The sequence below is a fragment of the Microvirga antarctica genome, from assembly GCF_017921815.1.
In the GTDB taxonomy this organism is placed as follows: Bacteria; Pseudomonadota; Alphaproteobacteria; order Rhizobiales; family Beijerinckiaceae; genus Microvirga; species Microvirga antarctica.
In genome coordinates this window covers 484,144-496,168 of record NZ_JAGEMM010000001.1, presented here as the reverse complement: position 1 = coordinate 496,168, position 12,025 = coordinate 484,144, and the positions used below count along the sequence as shown (strand labels likewise).

At 59.6% G+C, this 12,025-nt stretch carries 11 protein-coding genes; all 11 read left to right on the top strand.

The window, feature by feature from the left end; genetic code table 11:
• The first annotated feature begins 40 nt into the window (after positions 1 to 40).
• The 11 genes from J4G32_RS02410 to J4G32_RS02360 all read left to right on the top strand — a co-directional run bounded on the left by J4G32_RS02410 (position 41) and on the right by J4G32_RS02360 (position 12,023).
• Complete coding sequence (locus J4G32_RS02410; RefSeq protein WP_210483901.1) at positions 41 to 964, top strand: ABC transporter permease; 924 nt, start codon at positions 41 to 43, stop codon at positions 962 to 964.
• A gap of 77 nt (positions 965 to 1,041) precedes the next feature.
• The gene (locus J4G32_RS02405; protein ID WP_210483888.1) at positions 1,042 to 1,863 is read left to right on the top strand and encodes an ABC transporter permease; all 822 of its coding nucleotides are present in this window, start codon (positions 1,042 to 1,044) and stop codon (positions 1,861 to 1,863) included.
• Positions 1,864 to 1,908: 45 nt separating this feature from the next.
• A complete protein-coding gene (locus tag J4G32_RS02400; protein WP_210483873.1) occupies positions 1,909 to 2,400 on the top strand; it encodes a VOC family protein in 492 nt (163 codons plus the stop codon).
• Positions 2,401 to 2,402: 2 nt separating this feature from the next.
• Positions 2,403 to 3,413: a succinylglutamate desuccinylase/aspartoacylase family protein gene (locus J4G32_RS02395; protein WP_246504741.1), complete on the top strand. Its 1,011-nt coding sequence runs from the start codon at positions 2,403 to 2,405 to the stop codon at positions 3,411 to 3,413.
• Between the two features lie 51 nt (positions 3,414 to 3,464).
• Positions 3,465 to 4,373, top strand: coding sequence for a polysaccharide deacetylase family protein (locus J4G32_RS02390; protein ID WP_210483870.1), 909 nt, complete (start codon positions 3,465 to 3,467; stop codon positions 4,371 to 4,373).
• A 230-nt stretch (positions 4,374 to 4,603) separates the two neighbouring features.
• Positions 4,604 to 6,223 carry an ABC transporter substrate-binding protein gene (locus J4G32_RS02385; RefSeq protein ID WP_210483867.1) on the top strand — a complete coding sequence of 540 codons (1,620 nt, stop codon included), beginning with the start codon at positions 4,604 to 4,606 and terminating at the stop codon, positions 6,221 to 6,223.
• A gap of 49 nt (positions 6,224 to 6,272) precedes the next feature.
• Positions 6,273 to 7,208 (top strand): nickel ABC transporter permease, encoded by a 936-nt coding sequence (nikB, locus tag J4G32_RS02380; protein WP_210483864.1) that lies wholly within the window; start codon positions 6,273 to 6,275, stop codon positions 7,206 to 7,208.
• Positions 7,209 to 7,210: 2 nt separating this feature from the next.
• The gene (locus J4G32_RS02375; RefSeq protein WP_246504740.1) at positions 7,211 to 8,119 is read left to right on the top strand and encodes an ABC transporter permease; all 909 of its coding nucleotides are present in this window, start codon (positions 7,211 to 7,213) and stop codon (positions 8,117 to 8,119) included.
• A gap of 2 nt (positions 8,120 to 8,121) precedes the next feature.
• Positions 8,122 to 9,570, top strand: coding sequence for a glycoside hydrolase family protein (locus tag J4G32_RS02370; protein WP_246504739.1), 1,449 nt, complete (start codon positions 8,122 to 8,124; stop codon positions 9,568 to 9,570).
• A 36-nt stretch (positions 9,571 to 9,606) separates the two neighbouring features.
• Entirely contained in the window at positions 9,607 to 10,833 is a 1,227-nt protein-coding gene (locus J4G32_RS02365; protein ID WP_210483861.1) for a metal-dependent hydrolase family protein, read from the top strand.
• Between the two features lie 26 nt (positions 10,834 to 10,859).
• On the top strand, positions 10,860 to 12,023 hold the full coding sequence (locus J4G32_RS02360; protein ID WP_210483858.1) for a pyridoxal phosphate-dependent aminotransferase: 1,164 nt from the start codon (positions 10,860 to 10,862) through the stop codon (positions 12,021 to 12,023).
• Positions 12,024 to 12,025: the final 2 nt, after the last annotated feature.

Below are 12,025 nucleotides of genomic sequence, written 5' to 3'. Positions count from 1 at the left end.
TCACATGGGCGGAGCGAAGTTTCCTCTATCGAATGCTCCCATGCATTATGCAATCCGCCGAATTCTCGGCATCATCCCGGTTCTCTTCTTTACGTGGACGATCGTGTTCGGCGTGATCCAGCTGATTCCGGGCGACCCGGTGAATCTGATGCTGGCCGGCGTGCCGGCCTCGGCTGAAGTCCGGGAGAACGAGCGGCGTCGGCTTGGCCTCGACCGCCCGATAATCGAGCGGTACGTGACGTTCCTCGGACGCGCGCTACGGGGCGACCTTGGGGAATCGTATCGATCGAGGCAGCCCGTTTCGAAGATGATATCCGAGCAGGCGTCGTCGACGCTGCAGCTTGCCGCCGGTGGACTGGCGGTCGGCCTCACGGTTGGCCTGCTTCTCGGCATGCTCGCGGGATTGATGCCGAACACGTGGGTCGACACGCTTTGCATGCTCGTCGCGCTCGCCGGTGTGTCGCTTCCCAGCTTCTGGATCGGCATGATGCTGATCTATGTGTTCGGCATGACGCTCGCGTGGGTCCCGATCGTGGGGTCCGGTTTCTCGGCTCTCATTTTGCCTTCCATTACCGTCGGTCTGTTCGTCGCCGGCGGCTTTGCGCGGCTCGTGCGGTCCTCGATCATCGACGCCATGGGCCAGGACTACATCCGGACAGCACGCGCCAAAGGGTTGTCGCGCTTCAGCATCGCGTTCAAGCACGCCCTCCGCAACGCGCTTATCCCGCCGGTTACTTTGCTGGGGATCCAGATTGCCGTCTTGATCGGAGGAGCTGTCGTCACGGAGAATGTCTTCGCGCGGCCTGGTCTCGGCACGATGCTGGTCGAGGCCGTCCTGAACAAGGATCTGCCGCTCGTGCAGGCGCTCGTCGTCTACACAACGGCAGCCTACGTGATCATCAATCTCGTGGTTGACCTCCTCTACGGATTGATCGACCCACGGGTGCAGGCAGGGCGGAGCTGATGGAGACGATCGTATCGGCGACGAACCCTCAGGCAAATATCGCAGAGATTCCCCGCTCCGCGCGAGGCTGGCAGTTTGTGCGGCGATTTGCACACCATCCCGGCGCGCTTGTCGGCGTATTCGTGCTGCTTGTCCTGATCGTCGCGGCGATCCTGGCGCCCTACATCGCTCCGTTCGATCCCACCGAGACCGACGTCGGGGCTCGACTGAGTGCTCCTGACGCGATGCACTGGCTGGGCGCCGACCTCCATGGCCGCGATATCTATTCCAGAATTGTGTGGGGTGGTCGTTATTCTCTGGCCGTCGGCATCGCGACTGTGCTGCTCGCCCTGGTCATCGGGAGCAGCATCGGCATTTTTCTTGGATACGTTGGTGGACGGGTCGACGCCATCGGTTCGCGCCTCATTGATGTTTTGCTCGGCTTCCCATCCGTTGTCATGGCGATTTTGGTTGTCGTTGTTCTTGGAGTGGGGCTGGTCAATGTTGTGATCGCCGTCGCTATCGCCCAAGTGCCGCGCTTTGCGCGCGTCGTCCGCAGCGCGGTGCTCGTCACCAAGGAGCAGCTCTATGTGGATGCTGCACGGGCCATCGGGGCCAGCGGGTGGCGGATCATGGCGAGGCATCTTCTGCCTAACGTCGTTCCGACCCTCATCGTTCTCGGTACCCTCAATCTCGGCGAGGCGATCCTGTCGACCGCTACCTTGAGCTTTCTTGGCCTCGGCGCACAACCTCCCACACCCGAATGGGGCGCCATGCTCAACGACGGCCGCGACTATATGCGCTACGCGCCCTGGATGATGTTTTTTCCAGGATTGGCTCTGTTTCTGGCCGTCATGTCGGTCAATCTCATCGGTGATCGCTTGAGCCAGCTGCTCGATCCGAGGGCAAGGCAAAGATGATCCGCCGCACCCCAACCATCGCAAAACCGAGAAGGAAGATCTCCTATGAGCACGCACGTTAAGTCAGATAATCCAAACGTCATCGGCCTCAAGCATATGGCATTCGCGGTCAATGACGCCGATAAGGCGCTTTTATCCTATTCGAAGTTCCTGTGCGTGCCGGAGGATGCGCCTGTGATCGAATACGCCAAGTCTCGCAACCGCGTCGCCATTTTCAATCTGGGTGGCATCGAATATCAACTGTGCCAGTCCATGGATCCCGACGGTCGCTTTGCCAGCTGGATCAAGGAGCGGGGCGGCGAGGGCCTTCATCACATCTGTTACGAGGTCGACAACATCGAGACTGCACTGACGCATGCACAGAAAAATGGCGGAAAGCTGCGTGAGTGCAAGGCGTGCAAGGTGTTTGGCAGTCATCCGCATCCGGAGGGATATGTCGCCTTCCTTGACAACGATGCAGGGGGAATCGAGATCGAGTTCATGCAGGTTTATACCGAGGCCGAGCTCGACAAGTACAACGCTGTCAAGGGAATCTGAGGATGGCCCAGTCAATGCAGGACGATAGCAGCAGGACGATCACGGTCGGCACGGCGGTCGCCACCCCAGGGCAGACTGTTCGTGGCATTATTCCGGTTGCGACGCTCGCGGGTGGCAATGCTGTTGAGATTCCCGTCGTCGTTATTAACGGCGCAAAGCCCGGTCCGGTTCTATGGGTAAATGGCGCCATTCACGGCGACGAGCCGGAGGGCCCCCTTTGCTGTCAGAATCTTCTGCGAGAAGTCAGCCCCAATTCACTGGCAGGGACACTTGTCCTTGTACCCGTGGTCAACGTCGCGGCGTTCGAGGCAGCATCGCGCGGCAACCCGCTTGATACCTTCAGTCATGACATGAACCGCATTTATCCCGGGCGTCCGAATGGATACCTGTCCGAGCGGGTGGCCTATGCACATTACGAGATCATGACCAAAGTCGCCGACCTGGAGATTTCCATTCACTCGGGCGGTGCGCATTCTTTCCTCGCGCCTGCAATGTTCACGGACGAGCGCCCGGAATCGGTAGAGCTCGGCACGGCGATGGGTCCGGGCTGGGGATGCATGATGTCGAACGTGTCACCGAAGGGCAGCCCCATGGCGGCCATGGCGGAGGCCGGTAAAGTCGGCATCACGGTCGAGTATGGAGGCCGCTCTGCGACCTCGCCGGAATTGTTCGCTAAGGTCGGGCGTGTCCTGGCGGACGCCATCCTGAATGTCCTCAAGCACTACAAGATGATTCCAGGGGAGGCGGCTTACGACCAGAACCGTACCAAAGGGCAGCAGGAGGCATTGCTCGCGCAAGCCTCTGGTCTGTTCTTGGCCGAGCCGGGGATCCAGTTTCTGACGCCGATGAAGAAGGGTGACAGGATTGCAACTATCGTGAATTTCTTCGGCGACGAACTCGCGCAACTTAGGGCGCCTGCGGATGGAATGATCTTTGGCCTTCGCGCGTTGCCGAATGTGACCACGGGCGACTGGTGCTGCTTCTTCAACAAAGTCGAGGGACCTCGGGTCTGATGGTGGAGGCGGCATCAAGCCGCCGCGTCGGCAGTCTCGCGGGGACATAAAATGATCCAGAATCTGAAACGTGACTTCATCGGCTATGGTCCCACGCCCCCGAAAGTGGCTTGGCCGAAGGGTGCCCGTATCGCTGTCAACTTTGTCATCAACTACGAGGAAGGCTCCGAGTATTCCGTTGGCGATGGGGACGGCCGTTCGGAGAGCGCACTTACCGAAGTCTCCGCGGCGCGTGTCCCGGCCGGGGCTCGCGATCTCTCTGCTGAGAGCATGTATGAATATGGCAGCCGCGCGGGAATCTGGCGCGTTGCTCGCCAGTTCACTGAGAGGGGCCTCCCGGCAACAGCCTTTGGATGTGCGCTCGCCTTCGAACGCAATCCGCATGTGGCAAGTCTGGTCCGGGACAATGATTGGGACGTGTGCTGCCACGGAATGCGATGGGTAGAGCACTACCTGCTGGATGCAGAAAACGAACGCCGAATGATCTCGGACGCTGTCGCATCATTGGAAAGAACCATCGGAGTCAGGCCGCTTGGCTGGTATTGCCGTTACGCGCCCAGCGAGCGGACGCGCCGGTTTCTGATTGAGGAAGGTGGATTTCTATACGACAGCGATTCCTATGCCGATGATCTTCCTTTCTGGGTGGAGGTGGACGGCCACGCCCATCTCGTCGTGCCCTATTCCCTCGTGACGAACGACGTGAAGATACTGTCCGGCACGCTAACCAGCGCAGACTTCTTCACAATGTTGCGGGACGCATTCGATGTGTTGTTGGCTGAGGGTAGAAGCCACCCGAAAATGATGTCGATCGGCATCCATCCGCGGCTTCTGGGTCATCCAGCGCGTATCGGGGGACTCGCGCGGTTCATGGACTACGTGATGCGCGTCGAGGATGCGTGGATCTGTCGCCGCGCGGATATTGCAACGCATTGGGCAACTCACTACCCGGCGAACCTCTAGATTTGGAGTGACGGCTTGGCGACATTCCTTCGTCCGGGGATCGCCGGCGACGTTCCCAACACGTGCCCTCCATGTGCCGGGAAACGGGCTTTTCGCCGTTGACAGCAGGCGCTCGAATTGTATGTTGTTAGTCAATTAGAAAGTCGGCTTCAGCTGACTCCCTTGGGAACGAGCGCCTCCGGCGACCGACAGAATCCTGTCATCCGACGACCATTCATGAGGAATCTGCCATGCCACATTGGCGAGTGACATCGAAATATCGTAGCCTTATCGTCGCATTTGCGGCCAGCACCGCATTGTCCGGCGCGGCTCTTGCGCAGAGCGGCGGCAACCTGCGCATCGCCATGCCGGCAAACCAGGAACCGGCGTCGATGGATGGTCAGATCGATCCCTATCAGTCGACGTGGCTGTTCAATTCATTCGTCACGGATCCGCTGGTCGTGCTCGACCCGACGGGAAAATACGTCCCCGCCCTTGCGACGAGTTGGGAAGCCTCGCCGGACGGCAAGGTCTGGACTTTCACACTGCGCGATGGTGTGACATTTCAGGATGGGACGAAGTTCGACGCTGAAGCCGTCAAGTTCAATCTCGAACGCATCGCCGATCCCAAAACCGCATCGGCGCAGTTGAAGAACGACATCGGTCCCTTCACCAAGGTTGAAGTCCTCGATCCACTGACTGTGCGCATCACCTATGACACGCCGTGGGTCACCCTCCTTGATGCCATGCGGCGTGCACCTCTCTGGTCGCCGACCGCGGCAAAGAAGTACAGTGTCGCCGAGTTTCAGCGCAATCTCGTCGGAACGGGTCCATTCAGGCTGACCGAATGGAAGCAGAATGATCGCCTCGTGTTCACGAAGTGGGACGGATACGGCGGCTGGAATCCTGTCCAGACGAAGAAGGGTCCGGTTGATCTCGATACTTTGACAATCCGGTTCATCGGCGAGGCGTCGGTGCTCGGCAACATCGTGAAGACTGGCGATGCCGACATTGCCTTCGCGCTTCCACCCAGTGTGATCGACGACTACAAGGACGACAAAGCTTACACCTTCACGTCTAAGGACCAATCCGGCACCGGATTGCAGATGGTGATGAATGTCCGCAAGCCACCGCTGAGTGATCTGCGGGTTCGGCAGGCGATCCTGTATTCGGCTGACCAGAACGCCGTCAATGACGTCCTCTTCGACGGTTACTATGCCAAATCGCAGGGCCCGCTGAACAACAATCATCCCTGCTACTGGGATGGTTCCAGCACCATGTACAAGACGGACGCGAAGAAGGCCGCTGAATTGCTCGACGCGGCCGGTTGGAAGCTGCCAGCTGGCAAGCCGATCCGCGAGGCTTCCGGCGTTGCAGGCGTCACAGATGGAACCCCGCTTAAGATCCGCTACAATGTCCTTCATCACAAGGAAATCGGTGAAGTTCTGCAGCAGCAGCTGCGAAAGTCAGGCATCGATCTTGCGGTTGAAGTTATCCCGGGTCCTGTCCAGATCGAGCGCATTCGCAATCGTGATTTCGAGCTGATGTACGAACGCCAGCGCTCGCCCGACCCGGCGATTCTGGACCAGGTCTGGAATTCGAAGTGGGATCAGCCTGGCGGCTGGGCCTGGACTGGTTTCAAGGATGCAAAGCTCGATGAGACCGTTGGCAAGCTGAGATCGGTCCCCGATGTCGCAGCGCGATGTGAGGCCGCGAAGGAGGCGCAGAAGATCATCATGGACAACGCCCTGATGCTCCCAACGCTGAGCGACCCGGTCTTCGTTGCCTTTCCCACCGCTAAGGTCAAAGGCTTTCAGATTGGCTCGGAAGGCAACTGGTTCTTCGTGAATAATACGACGGTCCAGAAGTGACACTCCACGATGAGGCGGGCAGAAGCCCGCCTCGATCAACGAGAGAAAAATGAGCCGCTATCTTCTCAGCCGCGTGATGCAGCTCATCCCTGTGCTGTTCATCATTTCCCTCGTCGTGTTCGCGATCATGCATGTTCTGCCGGGTGATCCGGCAGAACTCATGCTCGCCGGCGCAGAGGGCGGGGCGATCACGCCGGAAAGGCTCATGGAGCTCAAGGAACAGATGGGACTGAACGACCCGCTCGTCGTCCAGTTCGGTCGTTTCATCGGAGGTGCTCTTGTCGGCGACCTCGGTGAATCGATTCGATTCCGCACGCCGGTGACCGAGCTTATCCTCGACCGGTTCGGATCGACGATTGCGCTCTCACTCGGAGGCCTGTTCATCTCCCTGGCCGTTGGTCTGCCCCTGGGCATGCTAGCGGCGGTCCGCCAGAACTCATGGATCGATGTATTTGCCATGGGCTTTGCCTACGTGGGTGCATCGATGCCGGTCTACTGGGTCGGGCTGGTCATGATCCTGCTCTTCTCCTTCAATCTCGGCTGGTTTCCGCCGGCAGGTGCTGATAGCTGGCGATCACTTGTGCTCCCGGCGATGACTCTCGGCATTGTCTCTGCTGGGGTTATCAGTCGTCTGATCCGATCGAGCATGGTCGAAGTCTTGTCGGAAGACTACATTCGCGCTGCACGCGCGAAGGGCCTCGGCGAACGGCTTATCCTGTGGCGGCATGGACTCAAAAATGCGATGATCCCCGTGATCACGATGCTTGGACTGCAGTTTGGGGCGATGCTCGCCGGTGCCGTCGTGATTGAGACGGTTTTCAGCCGGCCCGGGATCGGGCGGCTTGTGGTGTCGGCAATCCTCCAGAAGGATTATCCGCTCGTCCAGGGCTGCATTGTCTTTCTTGCGGCTGTCTATCTCCTGGTGAATCTCCTCGTTGATCTAGCCTATGCCTGGCTCGATCCACGAATCCGGTATGGGGCCTAACCATGCAGATGGGATCACCACCCAACATGCCTGCGGCCGTGCTCTCGTTCGAGGACCAGCCGGTTCGCCAAGTTCGAAAGTTCCAATGGCTACGCGTGTTTGCGCGCAACAAAGGCGCTGTCCTTGGTGCGATCCTGCTCGTCTTCTGGGCGATCGTGGCTATTCTTGGTCCCGCGATTGCGCCACACGACCCGCTCGCGATGATCTCCCGCCCTCGCAGGCCGCCATCGGCGGAGTTCTGGCTCGGCACTGATCTCCTTGGTCGCGATCTTTTGAGCCGTATTCTCGTCGGCGCTCAGATCTCGCTGCAGCTTGGCGTAATCAGTGTCGTGATGGGTGGGGTGCCCGGCGTCCTCATTGGTCTTATTGCGGGCTATGTCGGAGGCCGTGTCGACACACTTTTGTCCCGCTTTATCGACGCGTTGCTGGCGCTGCCAAGCATCCTGCTGGCGCTTGTGATCATCGCGGCACTTGGCCCGAGCATCCGCAACGTGATGATTGCGGTCGGCATCGCAACGATGCCCCTCTACGCGCGGCTGGTGCGCAGCAGCGTGCTGTCGATCAAGGAATTGCCCTATGTGGAAGCCGCCCGCGTCGTCGGCAATCCGACGTGGCGGATCATGTTCTTTCACGTGCTGGTCAACGCCTACGCTCCCGTTCTGGTCCTCAGCACACTCCAGGTCGGCAACGCGATCCTCATCGGTTCCGGGCTGAGCTTCCTCGGGCTGGGCGCGCAGCCTCCGACACCCGAATGGGGTCTCATGTCGGCCGAAGGCCGTGAGGTCCTCAATCGGGCATGGTGGATTTCAACATTTCCCGGGTTCGCCATTCTCAGCGTGGTGGTGGCCTGCAACCTCGTGGGCGACGGTCTCCGATCCGCGCTCGACCCGCGCATGCGGATGGAGAGATAATAGTGACGCCAACAAAATCAGATCCGTTCGTCGGCATCCAGATCAGCCCGATCAGCTTCATCGACGAAGGCGTCGACGAAGTGCTGGACACCCTCCAGGACCGTCTCGGCATCAACGCGCTGCTGATCGGCACAATCTCCTGGCTCGGTTTGAAGGTTGGCCGGCGCATCAGCCACGCGCTGGAGGGATGGCCTGATCACGGTGTCGCCGCACCCTATTCGATGGAGGGCGGTTCCTATCTGAAGGTTCGGCCGGAATACTACACGAACACCTTCATCAAGGATTTCGCCTCGCGCGATCCGGAGATGGCAGGGCGGGACATCCTGGATCTGGTCATCCCGAAGGCGCGCGAGCGGGGCATGAAGATCGTTCCGGAATTCATGGAGCCATTGTTCAAGTATGCGGGTCATGGGTCGGCGGCAGCGGTCAAGATCCCCAACATGCCGCAATGCCTCGAAGTGGACCTGTTGGGCCGGTATGCTGGAGAGCCTTGCACGTCGAATCCCGATTACCGGCGCTGGTGGCACGGCATCGTCGAGGAGCACGTGCGCAATTACGACATCGACGGAATCATGTGGTGCAACGAGCGCAATTCGCCGCTTGATCGCATGATGCAGGGCCAGGCTCCGGGGTGCTTCTGTCCGCATTGCCGGAAGGAGGCAGTGGAGCGGGGGATTGACGTGGAGCGCGTCCGCATCGCGTTCTTCGAGGTCTGGGACTTCTTCAAGAAGGTGCGCGCTGGAGAGACTTTCGTCGACGGCGCTTTCCTGGAGTTCCTCCGCGTGTTGCTGCGCAATCCTGAGATACTGGTTTGGGAGCGCATGTGGCTTGATCGCTCGAAGGATCTCGATCGGGAACTCTATGGCATCGTGAAGTGGTGCAACCCTAATCTGTCGTTTGGACTCAATGTCTGGAACCGCAATCATTTCAATCCCATTCGGCGCGCTCAATGGTCATGGGAGGAGCAGACTGACTATGCGGATTGGGTCAAGCCGATCACCTACCAGCATCAGGCAGGCGAGGTGTTCGACAAGGAGATGGGCTTCTTCGGAAACACGATCTTGCGGGACTTCACAAAGCAGGAATTCGTGCCGGCCATGTACAAGATCCTCGGATTGCAGGAAGCACCGATCGATGAGGTGATCCAGGCCGGGATGGATCCCGACACTTACGTTTACGGCCAGTGCGCTGACGCGGTTCGCGGGTGCAAGGGCAAGGCTGCCGTTTATATGGGCATCGGTGTCGATGCACCCAGGTTGCGCGCCGATCAGGCGATTTGCACGCCCGACATCGTCTACCGCAGCGTTCTGGCGACCTATCGGGCCGGCGGCGAGGGCGTGGTCTATTCGCCCAACTACGCAGGAATGAACTTAACTAATCTCGACGGCGGCGCACGGGCCTTGGAAGAACTGGGCCTGAAGCCGACCCGAGCAGAAACTGCCGCCTCATGATAATCCCCACCTCCATTTCGAACAAACGAGTGTCCCATGCCTGAACAGGCCCCCTGGCGTTTCCAGAAAATCATCCGCCCGATGGTCAACCAGGAGACCGGCCATCACCTCTTGCGTGGTCGTGTCCTGACCTGCGTTGATGATCAGATCATCGAGGATGGGATTGTTGAAATTGAAGGTTCGACCATCAAGAAGGTCGGGCCTGCATCCGAGTTTGGCACCAGCGCAGATGATGCCATACAGACGAATGGAACGATCCTTCCGGGTCTGGTCCAGAGCCACGGACATCTGGCCTGGGACGGAATTCACGATCTGGCAGCCCAGGCGATGAACGATGCGCCTGAGCTCAGTGCCTACAAGTGCGCGAGCAATATGCTCATCAACCTGCGTGCGGGCGTCACCACGTTCCGCGACCTGGGGATGAACAAGACCAATCTTGTGGCCAAGCAGGCAGTGGCCCAGGGGATCTTCCCAGGTCCCCGCCTGATCGTGTGTGGTGAGGCGATCATCCAGACGGGTGGACATACTTACTGGTGCTGCCGCGAAGCAAGCGGAGCCGACGAAATGCGTCGCGCCGTTCGCGAGCAGGTGCGTGGTGGCGCGGATCTGATCAAGATCATGGCCTGCCACGACACGCTGGAATTCACCGACGATGAGTTAGAGGCGGTCGTCGACGAAGCGCATCGCAATGGCCTGACAGTGACGGCGCATGCGACATTCGATTCCTGCATTAGCCGCTGCGTCCTCGCCGGGGTAGATGTAATCGAGCACGGCGGCAGCATGAGCGCCGAGACCATCGCGCTTCTGGTAGAACGTAACGTCCCGATCGTGACGACCTTCGCGCCTGTCGTCGTCCAAAGTCAGCCCGAGATTGCGCGAAAGTTCAACATTCCGGACTGGAAGATCGCCGAGCGGCAGAAGCAGGTTGCTGACACGTCGCGCTACCAGGGCCTCGTCGATGCCGCCAAGGCTGGCGTCACCATTGTGTTTGGGACGGATTGCGGCAGTCCCGCGGTGGCCCACGACGTCATCGCTCCGGAACTGGCGTTCATGATCAAGGTCGGTGTCAAAAAGGACGCCTATGACGCGATCCGCAGCGCGACGATCGTTGCTGCTAGAATGAGCAAGCTCGACTCCAAGATCGGGACGCTTGAGGCCGGCAAGCTTGCCGACGTGATCGTCGTGGACGGCAATCCCCTCGAGGATATCAACGCCATCGGCTCCGTCCGTATGACATTCCTCGAAGGCAAGAGGATGGTTTGAGGATGGACTCTACAACGCCAAGATTAATGAGGTCGCTTGCTCAGCGCGTGCCGGCCAAGGACGCTGTCTATCGAACGAAGCTGATTGAACAAGCAGCCAAGCTGGAAGACGTCATCGCGATGGGTCTGGGTGACCCTGACCTTCCGACGCCCCCTCACATCGCGGAGGCGGCGCGAGAGGCGATTGCTCGGGGGGAGACCCACTACACGCATCCCTCCGGAATGCCGAAGCTTCGGCAGGCGATCGCAGATCTCCTCAACCGAGACTTCGGCCTCGATTACACCGCCGAAGAGACATTGGTGACGGCAGGCACGCAGGAAGGCGTGATGCTGCTCATGCTCGCGCTGGTCGATCCCGGAGATGAAGTTCTCCTGCCGTCCCCGCGGTTCACATCCTATGATACTGCAGTCGAGTTGTGCGGCGGGGTCGTGGTCTCGGTGCCGACTTATCAGAAGGACAAGTTCGCGCTGGTTCCCGCTGAAATCGAAGCCCGCATCACGCCGCGCACGAAGATGCTGGTGCTCATCACCCCGAACAACCCGACCGGCGCCGTGACACCTCCCGACGCCATCCGGGAGATTGCCGAAATCGCCAAGCGACACGATATCATTGTCGTTTCAGATGAAATCTACGCTACGCTTCTGTTCGATGGTGCCGAACATCTATCGATCGGGACCCTGCCGGGCATGCGCGATCGCACAATCACGATGAACGGCTTTTCTAAATCCCATGCCATGACCGGCTGGCGAATTGGATATCTCGCCGCCCCCCAGCCGTTTATTCAGCGGATGGTCGAACCCCGTCATACGCTGAGCATCAACGCCTGCACGCCTTCGCAATGGGCGGCTCTCGCGGCTGCGACCGGCCCTCAGGACGCGGTGAAGGAGATGCTGGCTATCTACTCGTCGAGGCGTGAGGTCCTGCTCAGGGGACTTGACGAACTGGGGTTCTCGTATGGCGAGCCCGCGGGCGCGTTCTATGTCTACACCAATATTGAAGCGAGCGGTCTTCCCGCAACCGAGTTCTGCGGGAAGCTCCTCGCCGAAGCGCGGGTTCTCGTCCAACCCGGCATGCTGTTTGCCGATCCTGACGATCGCTATGTGCGCATGAGCCTTCTTCAGCCCAAGCACCGCATCGAGGAAGCCATCTCACGCATCAAATCGGCGCGCAGCCGCGTCTTCAAGACCTGACC